The sequence below is a fragment of the Pseudomonas sp. SDO524_S393 genome (genome assembly GCF_054071875.1).
In genome coordinates this window covers 68629-85604 of record NZ_JBSVVZ010000008.1, presented here as the reverse complement: position 1 = coordinate 85604, position 16976 = coordinate 68629, and the positions used below count along the sequence as shown (strand labels likewise).

Genomic DNA, 16976 nt, shown 5'->3' with positions numbered 1-16976 from the left:
CCTGGTTTACTTGCAAGTCGGATAGACATCGCAAATGCGACCATCCGGCATTTTTATAGGTTTGAAATGGGTGGTGTTGCCATAGCAGAACGCATAAAGGTCTTCAAAACTCTTGCCTCTGCAACGCCTCCATCCCCCCGGAACAGCAACCCAGCTATCAGCAAACGCCGGTTGTTCCTCGTCAGTCAATGTCAGCACCATCCTGAGCGTTGTTCCCGCCAACTGGTCTCGTGGTACAGCACCACCCGCCATCCTGTCTTGCTGCCGCCGACCCTGCTTATCCATAGCGCGGCACTCCAGGATTTTCCTGATCGCATGCAGAGGGCCGACCGTGCGAAACAACCATCGGCACTGCCCAGAAAACGCCTGGACACTCGGGCCCGGTATTTCCAGCTTCTCCCCCTCCTCACGGTCACGAATGGAAATACCTGCAAAGTCTCCCCCGATGTCCGTATCTCGAACTCCCCACTTCGCATAAAAATCGAACCGCACACTGCGCAACACCGTTGGGCAGCCCTCAATCGTTTCACTCAACGGCAGCTCATAACTCACCCTGCTGGCAGCCGGTTTATAGTCGGTAAAAAACAGCTTGCGCTCGGGCCTCTTGCCACGACGGAGCGGCAACCTGCAATCGGTCCCCGTAGCGGGCTCGTAGTTGGCCGCAGTCTTGAGTTCAAAATTCGGCGGCAAATCCACCTCGACGGTGAAGCGGTCAGTCGACTTGCCCGCACACCCCGAAAGCCCAATCGTTACCAAGGCCATACACAAAAAAATCCCACGCCTACTCATCCTGTTTCCTCATCAAATGCCACTGTTCCATCAGCCGTTCAAAGTGCTGCTCCGGTGTTTCGCCCACCCTCGCTTGCCACACCATCACGCTGTCGCGAACAACTTCTTCCAGGCGTCCTACCACCAGAAACGCCAACTGCTCCGGCCTCCGCCATTGCCAGACCCGTGCCTGCTCCAGCACCTGGGTCAGCCAGGTATTCGGGTCATGGAGGGCGACCAGAGCCGCCAGGTCTTCACTGTGCTCAGCCAGCAGGTAACGCAGGATGTTGGAGTGCAGGATGGTGACCGCCTGGGGGTTGGGAGTGTCCAGCCAGGGCTCGGGAATGGGTGGCGGGTGATCGCCGGGAGACGGGTTTTCGTGACAGTGCCATTGGTGGTCGTGCCAGTAACACACGCTGATCAGCGGGCCGAGGTACGCCGGCCAATGCACTGCGGGCAGGTGCGCCAAGGCACGTCCCAGGGTGCGGTTGTCATGGCAGCGATAAAAGGCACGATCATCCTCAGGCCCGATTATCAGGCGGTCGCGCCAGTGTCGAGCAAGGTCGCCCAGCGCCTCGCCGGGCAAGCTGCCGAGCCAGCCCCAGTTCGTCTCGGGACGTTGCAACAGGTTGACCAGCGCGGGCTCGTTCAACTGTTCCAACAGCAGAATCACCGGTCCCGACGCCGCCAGCGTTGCCAGGACGGTCTCGGCATACAGGTTTTGATACTGCGACAGGCTACGCGCGGCGAGCAACGGTTGCCGTGCCTCGTCGCCGCCCTCGAGCATCAGGCACAGCCGGTGCCCCTTTTGTTGCTGTTGAGCCATCCACTGGCGGGGCAAGCACGGCATCATGCAGCCCTCCCCGTGTTGTCGCACAGGCCTTCGCGACAGCGCTCACACACCGGGCAATAGTCCGCGCCCAGTTGCCTGGACAGCGCCATGATCGACGCCTGAACAGTTGAAAACCTGGCTTCACGGGTGATAGCGATAGGCGCTGAAACCGTGCTGCCCGGCCCTGACGGTACGGCGGATCGAATGTCAGGCGGCACACCTCCCGGCGTGATCGGCCGGCTGCTGAAAATACCGCCGGCCTGGATCAACAGGTGCTCTCCCCCCGCCTTGAGGCTCAGTTGAGCACCGGCGTCGATGACCAGGCTCGCACCGGCCTTGAGATGAATCTCCTGACCCGCTTCGACCATCAGGGTCTGGCGAACATGGGTCTGGCTGCTGCCGTGCACCTGCAGATGGTCGCTAGCCTTGAGCACAACCTTTCGCTCACCCGTGATGTGCTGGTGATCTTCACTGTCCAGGTGAACCGAGCTTAGCCCGCGGATGATTTCATGCCGTTCCCCCGCCACTTCCAACCGGCTGTCATGCCCGACCTGTTGCTCCAGGTCTCGTTGAGCACGGAGGTAGATGAGTTCTTCACCCTGGCGATCCTCCAGATGCAGCTCGTTGGCGCCGGCACCATTCGGGGAACTGTTGCTGCGCAAGACACTGCGCGTTTTGTGTTGTGGCAGAGGATAAGGCGGAAGGTGCAGTGCGTTCGTCAGGCAACCACTGATCAACGGACGGTCCGGGTCCCCCTCGAGGAAGGTCACCAGCACTTCCATCCCGACTCGCGGAATCAGCGTGACACCGAAACCGTTGCCCGCCCAGCCGGACGCCACCCGCACCCAGCAACTGCTTTTATCGCAGGTCTTGTCCAGGCGGTCCCAGTGAAAGCGCACTTTCACTCGACCATAAGCATCACAGTGCACGTCCTCGCCAGTGGGCCCGGTCACTGTTGCGGTCTGGCTGCCAGGAATGGTCGGCCTGGGATGCTTGAGCGGCGGTCGATGCACGGCACGCCAGGGTGTTGCGGTGAAACGATTGCGATACCCCTGGAACACATCCATACCCGGCGCAGCCTCCTCCAGCACCTGAGGCTGATACCCCTCGTGACGGACCGAAGTGATCAACCACAGGTCGTTGCAGGAGGGGTCGGGGTGATCACGCAATTCAAGGAAGTGCCCACTGCGCAACAACGGTTGATCGCTGCGGCCCACGGCGCGATGGCGATCACGCTGATGACGCTCCAATCCGCGCCGGGCCAATTGCCGGCCACGTGCGTGGCGCTTGAACCCTGCCGGGTAGTGATAGTCCTCAAGAAGGGAACCCGGGACAGTCCCCGCAGTATCTTGCACGCGCAGCGAAGGGTGCTCGAAGTCATGATCACGGTGAACCGTTTGTCCGCTGCGCGTCGCCAGTCGCACGTCGAAACGCTGGATCACTCGCGTTTCGGCTGGCAGCCCGCCCTCTGCGCAATAAGGCTGCGCGGGCAAACGCTGGAACACCGTCTGATCATCACCAAATACCAGCAGGTGCGCCTGCGGGCTGTGGCGGAAATGGTAGTGAATGCCCTCTTCTTCACATAACCGCTGGATGAAATGCAGATCGGTCTCCGCGTACTGCACACAGAATGTTCGCGGCGGGTAGATCACCGGGCCCAACTCGAACATGAAGGCATCCGCCAGAATGCCGTGGTGCTCCAGAACCGCGGCGATGATCTGCGGCACACTGCGCTGCTGGAAAATTCGCTGGTCCCGTCGATGGGCCAGGTTGGCCAAACGGGGCGCCAATGTCAGGTGGTAGCGACAGAGGCGGCGCCCCGCCTCCTTGCGACCGACCTCGTAAACCTGCCCGTGCAGGCCTGCGCCCTCCTCGCCGAAATCCAGATAGGCAGGCTGATGGAGCAACGCCTCCAGGTCGAGGAAGGCATCTTCACTGACCGCTTGTACCTCGATGAAATAAGGTTGATCTATCACCTCCGCGCCTTTGAATGCCAGCACTTCGAAATCGATATTCATGCCTGGAAGGGTTAATTTGAAACGTGACGAAACAAACGCGTTAACCATCCGTTGTTACCCGCCATCAATAAGTCTCTGAGAAAAAAACGCCCCCCTGCTAGATAACGAAAAGTTGCCGAGGAAAAGCGTCTTGACGCGCCAAAGCTTAGCGATTCCCGGGAAAAATCGGCTTTCAAAAACGTTAAAAGGAAGTTTCACACAACAACTTTGGAAGAATCTTTTACAAAACAATAAACAATTCAATATGCCACATCGCAAAAATAAGAATCGCCCTACATGGACTTATCCCAATAGTTATAAGCCATTAAGAAACAACTGACCCCCATATAAGCATCAGCTGTTTCAACGACTGTTACTCTTGCCGCCGTGCAGTCCCGAAAAGGCTGACGCTCACCAGGTTTTCGCCTTGAGCCTGTAGCCGCACTGGCGCCGTGCCACCCGGCATTATCACCGCTACCTCTCCCGCCTCGACCCAACCCGCTCGCCACGCAGCGCAAGCCACCGCGCTGGCGCTGGTCCCCGATGACGCGGTGGGCCCCTCTCCCCGCTCGAACACCCGTGCGATGACTCGATTGCCCGATGCATGCACCGCCCATTGCAGATTGACCCCAGCTGCGCAGGGTTGTCCGGAGCCGACGGGAGGTGCAAACGCGACGGTTTGAAGGGCTTCGAAGAGTGCCGGCTGAAGCATCTGCGGGTTGTCCGGCAATGCCGAAGCCCGCTCGAGCAAGGTCACGCAATGGGGATTGCCCACCCGTACGAACTGACTGCGCGACCATTGCTCATTGAGAGCAGCCAGCGCGGTCAGGTGACTGAACTCGGTGCTCCCAAGCACCGCCGGCTCCACGCCTTCGGCTCCCACCGACAATGGCCCGAACCCGGGTTGCCCCAGGCTCAGCCAGAAACCGGTGACCTGCTCGTAGTCCGCGGGCTCAACCCGCGTGGTCACGGGTGACACGGCATCTGGCTTATCGTGATGGACCCGCAGCTCACAGGCTCGGGTCATCAACCCCTGGTCCGTCAGGGCCTGGGCAAAAATTGTCAGGCCGTTACCACTGCGCTCGGCCAGGGAGCCGTCGGTATTGACGATCAACAGATCGAAGGGCGCGGCGGCCTGAAATGGGCCGACCAGTAGTCCGTCACAACGGTGGGTTTTGGCACCGGGCGGTCGAGGCGTCGGCCCCCAGCCGCACTCCGAGGCGATCGCCGCATGCGTCCACACCTGGCGTGTACGCGAGGCTTCAATGGCGGTCTCGGGTACGTCGATGCCCCGCGCGCGCAAAGAGACCGGGCTGACGACGCCATAGATATTGCCCCGCGCATCGTAGAACTGGGTCATGCTGCTGGCTGCCTGAGCGTGTTCATCGGTTCATCCATTCGATTGTCCGCGTCAAGCGTATACAGAACAGGCCAAACGGGGGAAGCGGTCTGGAAGGTGGTAATCCACTGCAAGAAGCCCGGGGTTCACCAGTTCCCACAGGAATTACGCACCTTCCAGACGGCCTCCCGCGAAACCGATCACCTCTATGTGGCGACTCCGTCTGATTGCGTTCCCACTTTGTAAAAATAAAACTCAGCGCTGATATTTACAGGGGAGCCCGGCTCGCTCGTTTCGGCCTGATGTGCAAGGATGTCGCACCGGACATCGTTCGCAGAACGCATTACCAAGGACTTTTCATGACTGCCATCTCCACTCCAGCGCCCGTGGTTCCCGGCCGGCTGGAACAAATGTCGACCCGTATCGCTTTTTTTATCGCCGGTTTCGGCATCGCCGCCTGGGCGCCGCTGGTGCCGTATGCCAAGGCGCGTGCGCAACTGGGTGAAGGCACACTGGGGCTGTTGCTATTGTGCCTGGGCGTAGGCTCGATCATTGCCATGCCGCTGGCCGGCATATTGGCATCACGCTACGGTTGCCGGCGTGTGCTGACGGCAGGCACGCTCATGATCTGCCTGGCCTTGCCGATGCTGGCGACCGTCAGTTCCATCCCGTTGCTGATAGCGGCGCTGTTTGTGTTTGGAGCCGGGCTGGGCACGGTGGACTCCACCGTCAATCTGCAGGCGGTGATCGTCGAACGGGCCAGCGGAAAAACCATGATGTCGGGCTTTCACGGGTTGTTCAGCCTGGGCGGGATCGTCGGCGCGGCAGGGGTGACCGGGCTTCTGGGGCTGGGGCTCGCACCTTTGCACGCGACCTTGGTGGCTGTCGTGGTGATGGTACTGGCGCTGCTCAAGGCAGGCCCCCATCTATTGCCTTACGGCAGCGAGAGTTCAGGCCCCGCTTTCGCTGTTCCCCACGGCGTGGTGCTGTTTATCGGCTGCCTGTGCTGCATCGTGTTCCTGACCGAAGGCGCCGTGCTGGATTGGAGCGCGGTATTTCTCAGCGCCGAACGAGGCATGGACGAAGCCTATGCAGGCCTGGGTTACGCGGCCTTTGCACTGACCATGACCGTCGGACGCCTGACGGGTGATGCCATCGTGCGTCGCCTGGGCGCCACCCGGGTGATTGTGACAGGTGGCGTGCTGGCTGCTTCGGGTCTGTTATTGGCGACCCTGTTTCCCGCCTGGGAGGCCGCGTTGCTGGGATATGCCCTGGTGGGTGCAGGTTGTTCGAACATCGTGCCGGTGTTGTATACCGCAGTCGGCAAGCAAAAGGTCATGCCGGAACATATCGCGGTGCCGGCCATCACTACGCTGGGCTATGCCGGCATTCTCGCCGGCCCCGCCGTGATCGGCTTTATCGCTCACGGCAGCAGCCTGGCCACTGCCTTTGTGTTGCTCGCGGTGCTGCTGATCGGGGTGGCTGTCAGCGGCAAAATCCTGAAAGCATGAGCCAGAGCATCATCCCGCCTTGCGCGTCGCATCCTGCTCGAACCAACGTTCCAGGCTCTTGTTGCTCAGATAGCCCGCCGGTTGAGGCGGGCCAAACAGGCGAGCTTCATTGGCGCGCTCCAATGAGCGCAACAAACCGGGGCGTTCGAGGATGTTCTTGGCGGTGTATACACAGAGCTCGCTGTGCTCGGGCCTCGGCATGCCGGTGGAGGGGTCCAGCACCGGATGCCCCTGGGCGTCTGTCTCATAGGGGTCTTGCATGACCGACTCCAGACTGGCGATCTTCACATATTGATACGGTTCGAAAAAATACATGCGGTCCCTGGACGTATCCCTCAGTTGCTCGAAAAGGCCTTGAAAAGCCTTGACCACCTGGGCGTTGCCCTGGGCATGGAACGGGTCCTGGCTGAAGACACTCGGCGAGCTGTTGCGCGGTGAGGCCAGGGCCGCCGCACGCAGGCTGTCGCGAGTGATATCGCCATCGCAGCTGAACACTGCGTCCATCAGTTGAGGGCGGTCGCATAGCTCCCTCGCCACCCGAATCATCTGGTCCAGTTCCTCGCTGTCACCCAGAGGACTGGCCGCGACTTTTCGCAGGGCAGACGGCGTCAAGCGACCGTCCTTGAGAAAACCATGCAGCACGCCAAAGTTTTTTTCCATGGCGGTCGCCAGTTGACTGTCCGTCGAGCTGGCATCGGGCTGCAACAAACGCACGCGCTCCACGGGAGCATTACGCAACGCGCGGTGGTGCAACGCAGACATCGCACCGCGCAGTAACAGGGGCCGGTGTGACACTCCATCTTGGTAGGCCCTGCCGTGAGGGGCCTGGTTCCAGGCGTCGTGCAGACCGACCGGTGTGGACTCAAAGGGTCGCACTCCCGCCCCGTCAATGCCCGCCAGTCTTCCGTGGGGTAATGCACCCTCGATTGTCATGGGTTTTCTCCAACTCTTTTCAAGTACGCGCCAGCCTGATGATTGCCACCGTGATGGCCGAAATCGTCGAATGGATTCCAGTAAGGCAAGCAAAACCTGTGTGGTTGATCAGGCGCCGCAGTTCCGCCAGTTCTTTGAATACCCATGACAGCATGTAAAAAGATCAGTCAGCCTGGTGGCCGCGCCAGAGCGCTTTCAGCCCGCCGAGCAATGATGAAAGCGCTCCGCCCGCTCGCTTGGGCGTCAAGTCAGTATTGACGGCTGGCAGCAGGCCGCGACAGAAGTCATCGGCAACAGGCGCACGGAATTTTCGTTGGCCTTCGAAGGCTTTCATGCGACGGACTTCAGTGATGTAGGTGAGCGCTGAGCCCGGGAGCTGCGGGTCTGCTGGTACTGCATGACTGTCAGTGTTTGAGTTCGCATGAAAGGAATCAGAACAACCGACCTGACGCGATTGAAACGAGGTGGAGGGCATTTATGGATCCTGATCTCGACGCCTGAAAAACCGTCGGTTTTCATCATCCCGACGGATATGACCTCTGCGTTCCTGATACAACCGGTGCCGCGCGCAGGCTGCGGCACCGGTTGACTCATCAGCGCGGCAGCCGCTGAAGCTCCCAACGACTGATCTGACCGTCATTGTTCCTGTCCAGCTTGTCCCGCAGATCGCTGCGCTTGAGGAATTCCTGAGCCAGCTGGATCAGGTGATCCTTGGCCGAGTCCCCCGTCAGCGGCTGGGCTGCGAGCTTTTTGAGATCGTTGCTACTGATCCCCCTGCCCCCGTAACCGTTCAAGCCATCGAAGTGCTCAAGCATTTCTCCGGTCAACTCCTGGTCATTTTTGTATTTGAAGAAGTTCTCGCTGCCCATGAGCATGCCCAGATTTTGCCGGTCGATCAGCCCATCTTGGGCTCCGGTGCTGGAGTGCCGGTCCATGGCGGCTACCAGGTCCGGTCGCCGCAGTATTTCCCTGGCTAGCTTGATGTTTTCCTGCTTGTCGGGGCTGGCCCCCACCAATGATTGACCCGCCATGGCCTCGAGACTGTCGCGCGAGATAAACCCCGGGTTTTTCGGGTCGCGAAACGCCTTGAAGTTATCCAGCAACTGCTTGGTCAGCTCATCATTGTTCTTCGTCGAGTAAACCGGATCAGGCCTGCCAAGAGAGGGATTCGGCCTGGGTGGCGCGCTGTTGCAGGCATGGGGTCTGGAAGGGCGATTGCCACCCAACCATTGAGCCAACAGCTGCTTGAGCATGTCCAGAAAGCTCTGCGGCTGCGACGCCCCAGGTTTCGTGCCAGGCCGCTGTGAGGCGTGAGGAAAAGGACCGTACCGGTCAGGTGAAGGCGACACCTCACCAAACACCGGCCCGGCCTTGTCCTGCCCGGTGGGGAAATGAATGCCTGCTGTCACCGGTGCCGATGGCCTGGCCTGCGCCTTGGACGTGGGGCCGGCCTGTGGGGCTTCAGGCGTAGGCAACTTGGACCGGGATGTGTCTAGCGTCGATACCGACATAGGTGTCTCCAATGCAATGGGGTCAGACGATAAACCTGTGACGCCCAGTGTCATCGGCGCCATTAGGTATCCCCATGTGTGGTGAGACTGTCGGAATCGGTTCCTGCCGAAGCAGTTAGCCATCTTAATAAACTGTAGGAAACAGGCAAAAAAAATCGCAGCCCTTGGGCTGCGATTGTTCACATCCACCTTGAATCAGAACCCGACGCTGGCCTGCACGAAGAAGGTGCGCGGCTCGCCCAGGTACAGTCCGGCGTTGTTGTCACTGGAACGGGTGTAGTGCTGCTGGTCAAAGACGTTTTTCACACCCACGCCCAGTTTCAGGTTCGACAATTGCGCACCGAAGTCATAACCGCTGCGCACGTTGACCGAGACATAGCCCGGGATATCACCAAACTGCCCATCAGCCGTGCCCTGGGTGATGTAGGTGCTGGTGGTGCCCGGTGCACGCTGGCCGGACTGGGCGTAGACGTCCAGGTTATGTGTCCAGCGGTTGACGTCGTAGCGCAGGCCCAGGGTCGCCACTTCACGGGAGTACAGCGGAAGGTCGCGGCCCTTGAACGGCACGTCACCCTCGGAGGTGGCCTTGGTATAGGTGAAGCCGGCATTGGCGGTCAGGCCTTCCAGGCGCGAATCCAGATTCGACAAGTCGTAGTGGGCCGACGCTTCGATACCGGTGTGCTTGGTGGCGCCGAGGTTGGTCCAGCCCACGTCGTTGCTGACGTATTGCAGCTCATCCGAGAAGTCGATGTAGAAGAACGTCAGCTCCCCGCCCCACACCTTGTCGTTATAACGGGTACCGACCTCGTAGGTCTTGGCCTTTTCCGGGTTCAGGCCGTTGGCGGTCTGGTCGCCGACGCCGCCCTGGCCAAGCTGGAAGTATTGCAGGCTGCCAAAGGAAGTCTCGTAGTTGGCGAACAATTTCCAGGCATCGGACACGTGGTACATCACGCTCAAAGCCGGCAGCGGTTCGTTGTTGTGGACCTCGCGGCGTTTTTCCTGGGTGCGCGGGCCGGTCAGCGGAATAACGGGACGATCATGCCACTCGGTACGAATGTCCTCGAAGCGGATACCTGGCGTAATGGTCCACTTGCCGATATCGATCTTGTTATCGACATAAAACGCGTTGGCTTCGGTACCGCCGGTGCGGTCCTGGTACACATGGCCATCGCTGCGGCCCACCGGCGTCGGTACGTTGTTGACCAGGCCCAGGCTGGTGGCCTGCTCGTGCATGCCTTCCTTGAGGTAGCGATAACCCAGGCTGACTTCCTGGGTGCTCGGCCCCAGGTCGAACACATGGGACACCCGTGGTTCGATACCGAACGTGTAGTAGGTGCGCGGATAGGAACCGATGGTGCGCAGGTCGCGGTTGGCGATGTTGCTGCCACGGAAGCTGTCGGAGTAGTAGGTCAGCACTTCGGCCTGGGTGCGGTCGTCGATCTGACGGATGTACTTGAAGGACACGTCCTTGCGGCGGCCGCTGAAGTTGTCCCAGTCGCGCACCGACTGGTACGGATTGGCGTCGAACTGCGCCTGGGTCAGGCCGCCCGGCATGTCGGCGCTGGCGTCGTAGTAGTGGAAGTTCAGCGAGAAGTCGTCTTGATCGGTCGGCGCCCAGTGGGTCTTGAAGATCACGTCGTCAATGTCGTTGGAGTTGTTGCTGCTGCGATAACCGTTGCCATTGACCCCGGAGTACAGCAACGCGGCGCCGATGCCGTTGTCGGCTGTGCCACCGATAAAGGCATTTTCAATGTGCTTCCAGCCGCCGTGGGCGGAGGTCTGCAAGGTGGTGCCGACTTCACCGGAGAATTTCTCGGGAATCGCGCGGGTCACGAAGTTGATCACACCACCGACGTTCTGCGGTCCATAACGCACGGAACCGGCGCCACGCACCACGTCGATGCTGTCCAGGTTGCCGGCGGAAATCGGTGCCATCGACAGTTGTGGTTGGCCATAGGGCGCAAACGCAGCCGGCACGCCGTCGATCAACACGGTGGAGCGTGGCGACAGCCGCGAGGTCAGGCCGCGCACGCCGACGTTGAGGGAAATATCGCTGCCGCCGGTGCCGTTGGACTCCTGCACCTGTACGCCAGGCACGCGACGCAATACATCACCGACGTTCATGGCGCCCTGCTCCACCATGGCTTCACGGCGGATCACCGTACGCGCGCCGGGATGGTTCTGCACCACTTCGGCGTTGGCATCGCCAAGCCAGTCGCCAACAACCTTGATGTCGGTAGTGCCCAGCTCGATGGGCGAACCGGCTTCACCGGTGCCGCTGCCCAAAGGGCGCAGGGTGACGGAGCCGGCATCGATCTGATAGTCCAGCCCACTGCCTTGCAGCAACTGGCGCAGCGCCTGCTCGGGCGACAGGTTGCCGTCGACCGCCGGGGCCTGCTTGCCCGCAACCATATCGGGGCTGAAGAACACTTGCAGGGAGGTTTGCTGGCCCAACTGGCTCAGCGCCGCGCCCAGGGGCTGGGCCTGGATATGAATCGCGTCGGCAGCGTAGGCGCAGGGCAGCGCGGCGCTGACGGCAATCGCCAGGGCCAGGGGTGCCCAGCGGGAAGTTTTATTGTTGTTGACGGTGGATTTTTTCACGTCGAACCTAGTCCTGTGATCGCAAGTGTATGCAGCTGTTAATGCAAACCAGTTGCAGTTGCAGGAGAAGACGAAGAACTCGAAAAAAACCTGAATCTCAGCGTGAAATAATTTCCTGGCTGCCATCCGGCAAGCTGCGCAAGGCCACCGGCAGGATGTGCGGAAGCGCTTTGAGCAAGGCGTCCGTGTCGTCGGCCTTGAACACACTGGTCAGTCGCAGGTTGCCCACCGCGGGCGTACTGACTCGCAGCGGTTGCTCACGGTAACGCGAAACCTCACGTGCGACTTCACCCAGCGAGGCATTGTTGAAGACCAGCTTGCCCGTACGCCAGGCAGTCAACTCTTCAGTATTCACCGCATAGGCCGCTGCCACCGATCCTTTGTTGTCGACGTGGGTGCCCAGGCCTGCCGTCAGCGTCACCACCTTGTCCGGTGCATGACCCTGGACCTTCACGGTCCCGGCCTCGACCATCACGCGCGTCCGGTCGTCATCGCGACGCACATCGAAGCGCGTTCCGGTCACCGTGACCTGCCCGGCCCCGGCCGCCACCACAAAGGGCCGGCTGCTGTCGTGCTCGACACTGAACATCGCTTCACCCTGCTTGAGCTCCACACCGCGCCGGCCTTTCTCATAGTGCACGGCAACGACGCTGCGGCCGTTGAGGTCCATCACCGAGCCATCCGGCAATGCCACCTGGCGGTGTTCGCCCAACCGCGTGCTGAATTCGGCGCTGTAGGGTTGGGGATGATCCAGCCCACTGAACAATCCCAACCCCAGGGCTACGGCCAACACACTGGCCGCCACGGCGTAACGCATGATCGGACGGCGCCGGGAACGCTCGGGCGGCGCATCACACAGCGCCTGCAAACGCGCTTGGGGCAGCAAATCCGTGGCACTCCACAAACCTTGCAGCACGTCGAGTTCGTATTGATGCTCAGGGCGCTCGGCGCACCAGGCCTCGAAGCGTTGGCGATCCTCGACGCTCAATGGGGCGTCTTGCAACTGTACGAACCATTGCGCGGCTTCGTCGCGGGCACGGCTATCCATCATGGAAGGTCCTGTTTCAAAGCGGGCATGGGTCATGGGGCCATCGCGTCCAGACGGTCGCGCAGATGCCGCAAGGTGCGGATCATATACTTTTCCACCATGTTTTTTGACAGTCCCAGGCGTTCGGCGATTTCCTGCTGGGTGAGGCCTTCGATTTTCTGCCAGATGAAAATCCTGCGGCAGTTGATCGGCAACTCGGTCAAGGCCTGCTCGATGGAGTCCGCCAGCTGGATCGCGTGCATGAAGTGCTCCGGGTCGCCATTGTTCGGCGAACTCTGGTCAAAGGCTTCCAGGGTCAGGGCTTCCCGACGATCCTCCCGACGATAGGCGTCGACCGCAATGTTGCGCGCGGTTTGATGCAGATAGGCGCGCGGTTGCTCCACTTGTGCGGATTTCGACTCAAGCACCCTCACGAATGTGTCATGGGCCAGGTCCTCGGCCTGCTGACGATTCCTCAGGCGACGCGTCCAGGTCCCGATCAACTCTTCGTAGTGCTCGAAAAAGCCTGTTCTGCGGGGCGGCTGAGGAATCATCGCGGATGCACTGGGGAGGCGGGGCGTGAATAATAATGTTTCTTATTAAGCAGGGCAATTGCTTCCTGTCGGCGAAACAAAACCATCAAATCAACAATGTTGACTTGAAGTATTCACAACGTTTAGGTTGTGTAGCGTCACTCGATGGTTCCCCTGAAAACATTCTCACAATACTGGCGAACGGTGGTCGGCGTCCCACGCCCGGCGAACCGGTCACAGCAGGAAGACGCCCATGACCTCACCTGAAACCTCCGGCCTGCAAGCGTTGCGCGCACTCATTCGCGGAGAAGTTCCATCCCCCTCCATTGGCCAGACCATGGGCCTGACCGCCGTCGAGGCGAGTACCGGAAGGATCACACTCCAGGCCCGCCCCGACGACCGCCACTTGAATCCGGCGGGTGCAGTGCACGGCGGGTTCGCTGCCACCTGCCTGGATGGCGCCGCCGCGCTGGCGCTGTTTTCGACGCTGGAAACCAGCACCCCGCATTCGACCGTGGACCTCAACGTCAAATACGTGCGACCGCTGCGCGCCGGCCAGGCTTATCGGGTCAACGGCTGGGTGGTGGAGCGCACACGGTCTCTGGCGATCTGTGACGCCGAAATCGTGGATGACAGCGGCAAGCTCTTCGCCAAAGCCACTACCACCTTCAGCGTGGGCGGTTGAGCGATGAAAGTCCTGTCCGTCGAAGGGCCCGGTCAGTTGGCGTGGCGGGAAGCGCCATCCCCGCCACTGTCCAGCCCACACAGCGCCCTGGTGCGCCCCATTGCGTCGGCCTCCTGTGACCTGGACCGCCGCCTGATCGCCGGTGTCACGCCGTTCAAGCCGCCCTTCGCACTGGGCCATGAATGCGTGGCCGAGGTGCTGCAGGTGGGCAGCGCCGTCACCAGCGTGCAGCGTGGCGACCTGGTATGCGTGCCCTGGAAAATCGCCTGCGGTAACTGCAAGCAGTGCCTGGCCGGGCGCGCCACCGCCTGCACCTCGGTGCCACGCCATGCGGCCTATGGCGTGCCCGCAGGGGGTGACTGGGGCGGGTTGTTTTCCGAAGTGGTCGACGTGCCGTTCGCCGACGCCATGTTGGTGCCCCTGCCGCCCGGCATCAACCCGCTGGCGGCGGCCAGCGCCAGCGACAACCTCACCGATGCCTGGGTGGCCACCAGCCGCCCCATCAGCACCCGCGACGAAGCCCGGGTGCTGGTGGTAGGCGGCACCGAAAGCCTGGGCGTGCTTGCCGTGCAAATGGCGGTCGCCGCAGGCGCCACGAGCGTGGACTACCTGGATGACAACGAATACCGGCGCGACCTTGCCTCACGCAGCGGCGCAAAGGTCGAGCTGGAACCGGTGCTCGACGAGCGCTATGACGTGGTGGTGTCGGCCACGCGCGATCCCCGGGCGTTGCATCGGGGTCTGCTGGCACTGGCGCCGGGCGGACATTGCTCGTGCATCGGCATTATCTTCGAAGACCCGGCAATCCCGCTCTTCGGCATGTACCTGCGCGATGTGACACTGTCGGTGGGAGTCTGCAACGTACGCCCTCACATGCCCAAAGTGCTCGACCTGATCGGCAGCGGCCACTGCGACCCGCTGCTGGTGAGCCCCACCGTGGTGTCGCCGGAGGAAGCGACCGAAGCCCTGCTGGCCCCCCTCGCCAAATGCATCATGGTGCGCGAACGGGTCACATAAGGGGTTCGTTGAGGTTGTCTGCGAGAGCGGTCATGACGGCAGTCCAGGCATCTTGCCCCTCGGGCGTTACGCTGTCGAACGCCTGGCGCAGCACCTGGCGCTCCAGCTCGGTGGCGGTCTGTTCGACGGCTTCGCCCTGCTCCGTGAGCGCAAGCAATTTGAAGCGATGGCGTTCCGGCGCACGGGTGTAATGCACCAGTTGCCGGTCGAACAGATGCTTCAGTGGCCGATGCAGCGCTTGCTTGCTGACCCCCAGGGTCATCGCCAGGTCACCGACATTGATCTCGTCGGCCCGCGCGATGATGTACAGCACACGGTGGTGAACGCGGGACAGTTCGTGGGTTGCCAGGAACCGGTCAGCCTTGACCGTCAGGCCGCGAAAGCCGAAATGCAGCAACTCCAGCGCCGTATCCAGCGGATGCAGCGACTGCATGTGCACCGACGCGGTGTTTATCTTTTTGTTGATGACCATGGCATCCCGCTCACCTGAATAGCGGCAAAGCCTAAGCCGTGCCAGCTATCCAGGCAACTCGGGAAGGTTTCGGTCAGGGCGTGCGCGTAAAAGGCACGACCACGGTGGCGGTCTGCACTTCGATGACGGTGTGCGCGGCGTCGACCAGCTCAATCCTGACCTGGTGCGCGCCGGGTTTCAGCGGGCCGAAATAGATCGGGTCGTTGAGGGCGTGAATCCAGTTCCAGCCGTTATTGTCCACCATGACATGCAGGTGGCCGATCTTCGGCTTCAGCGACGTCGCCGCTTCGCCATGTATTTCGGTGTACAGCGGCAGAAGGGTCATGTTGTCGACATGGAACGGCAGATACACGTAACCGTCCTTCAGCACATCGGCACGCACCGGGAGAAGGGTGAGCCGGGGAATCGCCTCGCTGCCGGCCTGGGTTGCCACGGTCGGCGCTGCGGCATGGGCGTGCTCGGCAGCATAAGCGGGTGAGAATCCGATGAAGCCGGCGAAGAGCGCCGCAACAAGGTAGCGAATGTTCATTCGGTCTTCCTGTTCAGGGTTTCGGAGGGTGTCCGAAAAAGTCAAAGGCCCTGCGCTCGGGTGCAACGACTCAAAGCGCAGGCGCCTGCTTGCTTCTGGAAAGAAGTCGCCGGCCATCCTACCAACTGGTAGGTTTGTGTCAACTTGAAATCCTCTCCGCTGGACTGCGCCTGAATCCCCCTGTCAAACCGGAACCTTGCTCTTGGCGAACGTATCGAAGGCCACCGCCAGCACGATGATCAGCCCCACGATAATCATCTGCCAGTAAGACTGAACGTTGAGCATGACCAGGCCATTGATCAGCACGCCAATCGTCAGGGCCCCGATGATGGTGCCCCAGATCCTGCCGACACCGCCGAACAGGCTGGTCCCGCCGATCACCACCGAAGCAATGACCCGCAGCTCATAGGAATTGCCCGCCGTGGCTTCCGCCGAATTCAGTCGTGCGGACAGGATGAAACCGGCCAGGCCCGCCAGCACGCCGATGATCATGTACACGTAGAGCAAGGTACGCTGCACATTGATGCCGGTCAGGCGTGCCGCTTCAACGTTGCCCCCCACCGCGTAGATGTTCCGGCCAAAACGGGAAAAGCGCAGGGTCGCCATTCCCAGCAGGGCCACTGCGACAAAAAACAACGCAGGCACAGGAATACCCAGCAGGCTTGCGCTGCCAAAAGCCCGGTAGCCCTCGTCGAAACCGCTGATCGGGCCGCCCTCGCCCACCAGCAGCGTCAGGCCGCGGAAGGCCGACATGCCGCCCAGGGTGACAATGAACGCCGGGATCCGCCATTGGGTGATTGCCAGCCCCTGGACCGCTCCCGCCAGAAGACCAATGCCGAGCGCCGCCCCGAGCGCCAATGACCAATGGTGACCGGTTGCAGCGATGGTGCTGAAGCCATCACCCGAACCGCCGGACGCCACCCACGCCGCGCACATGCCGCAGAACGCCAGCAGCGACCCCACCGACAGGTCGATGCCCGACGTCAGTATGACGAAAGTCATGCCCACGGCCAGCAAGCCGTAAATGGAAACCTCGGTCAGGATATTGAGCAGGTTCTGGGTGAGAAAGAAGCGTGGGTTGGCCGAACCGAACCCGATGACCAACAGCACCAGAAAAATCAGCGGCGCCGCCTTGATCAGCGTGCCATACAACTGTTTTCTATGGTCCGGAACCGCTCCGGTGTCGGCAGAAAACGCGGTGGAAACTTTAAACATGATCAT

16 protein-coding genes are annotated in these 16976 nt (G+C 61.1%); 3 read left to right on the top strand and 13 right to left on the bottom strand.

The genetic code is table 11. The features are described from left to right. Positions 1-6: 6 nt before the first annotated feature. From ACW9IB_RS05975 to ACW9IB_RS05960, 4 genes are all read right to left on the bottom strand, one after another. Positions 7-762, bottom strand: coding sequence for a hypothetical protein (locus ACW9IB_RS05975; protein ID WP_457412741.1), 756 nt, complete (start codon positions 760-762; stop codon positions 7-9). A 19-nt stretch (positions 763-781) separates the two neighbouring features. Further along, positions 782-1618 carry a DUF4123 domain-containing protein gene (locus tag ACW9IB_RS05970; protein WP_457412776.1) on the bottom strand — a complete coding sequence of 279 codons (837 nt, stop codon included), beginning with the start codon at positions 1616-1618 and terminating at the stop codon, positions 782-784. Beyond that, on the bottom strand, positions 1618-3666 hold the full coding sequence (locus tag ACW9IB_RS05965; RefSeq protein WP_457412740.1) for a type VI secretion system Vgr family protein: 2049 nt from the start codon (positions 3664-3666) through the stop codon (positions 1618-1620). The genes ACW9IB_RS05970 and ACW9IB_RS05965 overlap by 1 nt, the downstream gene beginning before the upstream one ends. Before the next feature lie 304 nt (positions 3667-3970). Next, the gene (locus ACW9IB_RS05960) at positions 3971-4957 is read right to left on the bottom strand and encodes a diaminopimelate epimerase (protein ID WP_457412739.1); all 987 of its coding nucleotides are present in this window, start codon (positions 4955-4957) and stop codon (positions 3971-3973) included. A gap of 338 nt (positions 4958-5295) precedes the next feature. Between ACW9IB_RS05960 and ACW9IB_RS05955 the strand changes: the two genes are divergently transcribed. After that, on the top strand, positions 5296-6447 hold the full coding sequence (locus ACW9IB_RS05955) for an MFS transporter (protein ID WP_457365652.1): 1152 nt from the start codon (positions 5296-5298) through the stop codon (positions 6445-6447). A gap of 9 nt (positions 6448-6456) precedes the next feature. Here ACW9IB_RS05955 and ACW9IB_RS05950 read toward each other — a convergent pair whose 3' ends face one another. From ACW9IB_RS05950 to ACW9IB_RS05925, 6 genes are all read right to left on the bottom strand, one after another. Beyond that, positions 6457-7209 (bottom strand): type III secretion effector protein, encoded by a 753-nt coding sequence (locus ACW9IB_RS05950; protein WP_457412738.1) that lies wholly within the window; start codon positions 7207-7209, stop codon positions 6457-6459. Positions 7210-7543: 334 nt separating this feature from the next. Then, positions 7544-7714: a type III secretion effector protein gene (locus tag ACW9IB_RS05945; protein ID WP_457412736.1), complete on the bottom strand. Its 171-nt coding sequence runs from the start codon at positions 7712-7714 to the stop codon at positions 7544-7546. A gap of 259 nt (positions 7715-7973) precedes the next feature. Then, positions 7974-8891: a type III secretion effector protein gene (locus ACW9IB_RS05940; protein WP_457412735.1), complete on the bottom strand. Its 918-nt coding sequence runs from the start codon at positions 8889-8891 to the stop codon at positions 7974-7976. A gap of 195 nt (positions 8892-9086) precedes the next feature. Further along, positions 9087-11492, bottom strand: coding sequence for a TonB-dependent siderophore receptor (locus ACW9IB_RS05935; RefSeq protein ID WP_457365648.1), 2406 nt, complete (start codon positions 11490-11492; stop codon positions 9087-9089). A gap of 97 nt (positions 11493-11589) precedes the next feature. After that, positions 11590-12543, bottom strand: coding sequence for a FecR family protein (locus ACW9IB_RS05930; protein WP_457412734.1), 954 nt, complete (start codon positions 12541-12543; stop codon positions 11590-11592). Positions 12544-12572: 29 nt separating this feature from the next. Next, a complete protein-coding gene (locus tag ACW9IB_RS05925) occupies positions 12573-13073 on the bottom strand; it encodes a sigma-70 family RNA polymerase sigma factor (protein ID WP_457365646.1) in 501 nt (166 codons plus the stop codon). Between the two features lie 232 nt (positions 13074-13305). On the opposite strand from ACW9IB_RS05925, the gene ACW9IB_RS05920 reads away from it, so the two are divergent. Both ACW9IB_RS05920 and ACW9IB_RS05915 read left to right on the top strand, forming a co-directional pair. Further along, complete coding sequence (locus tag ACW9IB_RS05920; RefSeq protein WP_457365645.1) at positions 13306-13737, top strand: PaaI family thioesterase; 432 nt, start codon at positions 13306-13308, stop codon at positions 13735-13737. Positions 13738-13740: 3 nt separating this feature from the next. Next, on the top strand, positions 13741-14754 hold the full coding sequence (locus ACW9IB_RS05915; RefSeq protein WP_457365644.1) for a zinc-dependent alcohol dehydrogenase: 1014 nt from the start codon (positions 13741-13743) through the stop codon (positions 14752-14754). Here ACW9IB_RS05915 and ACW9IB_RS05910 read toward each other — a convergent pair. From ACW9IB_RS05910 to ACW9IB_RS05900, 3 genes are all read right to left on the bottom strand, one after another. After that, positions 14747-15226, bottom strand: coding sequence for a MarR family winged helix-turn-helix transcriptional regulator (locus tag ACW9IB_RS05910; RefSeq protein ID WP_457365643.1), 480 nt, complete (start codon positions 15224-15226; stop codon positions 14747-14749). The genes ACW9IB_RS05915 and ACW9IB_RS05910 overlap by 8 nt on opposite strands. Before the next feature lie 73 nt (positions 15227-15299). Then, complete coding sequence (locus tag ACW9IB_RS05905; protein ID WP_457365642.1) at positions 15300-15755, bottom strand: DUF6130 family protein; 456 nt, start codon at positions 15753-15755, stop codon at positions 15300-15302. 183 nt (positions 15756-15938) lie between these two features. Further along, positions 15939-16970 carry an ABC transporter permease gene (locus ACW9IB_RS05900; RefSeq protein ID WP_457365641.1) on the bottom strand — a complete coding sequence of 344 codons (1032 nt, stop codon included), beginning with the start codon at positions 16968-16970 and terminating at the stop codon, positions 15939-15941. Between the last annotated feature and the right edge of the window lie 6 nt (positions 16971-16976).

What these genes read in the sequence shown, in the direction of transcription:
- ACW9IB_RS05975 (WP_457412741.1), bottom strand. Translation starts at nt 762, where the DNA reads ATGGCCTTGGTAACGATTGGGCTTTCGGGGTGTGCGGGCAAGTCGACT.
- ACW9IB_RS05970 (WP_457412776.1), bottom strand. Translation starts at nt 1,618, where the DNA reads ATGCCGTGCTTGCCCCGCCAGTGGATGGCTCAACAGCAACAAAAGGGG.
- ACW9IB_RS05965 (WP_457412740.1), bottom strand. Translation starts at nt 3,666, where the DNA reads ATGGTTAACGCGTTTGTTTCGTCACGTTTCAAATTAACCCTTCCAGGC.
- ACW9IB_RS05960 (WP_457412739.1), bottom strand. Translation starts at nt 4,957, where the DNA reads ATGACCCAGTTCTACGATGCGCGGGGCAATATCTATGGCGTCGTCAGC.
- ACW9IB_RS05955 (WP_457365652.1), top strand. Translation starts at nt 5,296, where the DNA reads ATGACTGCCATCTCCACTCCAGCGCCCGTGGTTCCCGGCCGGCTGGAA.
- ACW9IB_RS05950 (WP_457412738.1), bottom strand. Translation starts at nt 7,209, where the DNA reads ATGTCTGCGTTGCACCACCGCGCGTTGCGTAATGCTCCCGTGGAGCGC.
- ACW9IB_RS05945 (WP_457412736.1), bottom strand. Translation starts at nt 7,714, where the DNA reads ATGAAAGCCTTCGAAGGCCAACGAAAATTCCGTGCGCCTGTTGCCGAT.
- ACW9IB_RS05940 (WP_457412735.1), bottom strand. Translation starts at nt 8,891, where the DNA reads ATGTCGGTATCGACGCTAGACACATCCCGGTCCAAGTTGCCTACGCCT.
- ACW9IB_RS05930 (WP_457412734.1), bottom strand. Translation starts at nt 12,543, where the DNA reads ATGATGGATAGCCGTGCCCGCGACGAAGCCGCGCAATGGTTCGTACAG.
- ACW9IB_RS05925 (WP_457365646.1), bottom strand. Translation starts at nt 13,073, where the DNA reads ATGATTCCTCAGCCGCCCCGCAGAACAGGCTTTTTCGAGCACTACGAA.
- ACW9IB_RS05920 (WP_457365645.1), top strand. Translation starts at nt 13,306, where the DNA reads ATGACCTCACCTGAAACCTCCGGCCTGCAAGCGTTGCGCGCACTCATT.
- ACW9IB_RS05915 (WP_457365644.1), top strand. Translation starts at nt 13,741, where the DNA reads ATGAAAGTCCTGTCCGTCGAAGGGCCCGGTCAGTTGGCGTGGCGGGAA.
- ACW9IB_RS05910 (WP_457365643.1), bottom strand. Translation starts at nt 15,226, where the DNA reads ATGGTCATCAACAAAAAGATAAACACCGCGTCGGTGCACATGCAGTCG.
- ACW9IB_RS05905 (WP_457365642.1), bottom strand. Translation starts at nt 15,755, where the DNA reads ATGAACATTCGCTACCTTGTTGCGGCGCTCTTCGCCGGCTTCATCGGA.
- ACW9IB_RS05900 (WP_457365641.1), bottom strand. Translation starts at nt 16,970, where the DNA reads ATGTTTAAAGTTTCCACCGCGTTTTCTGCCGACACCGGAGCGGTTCCG.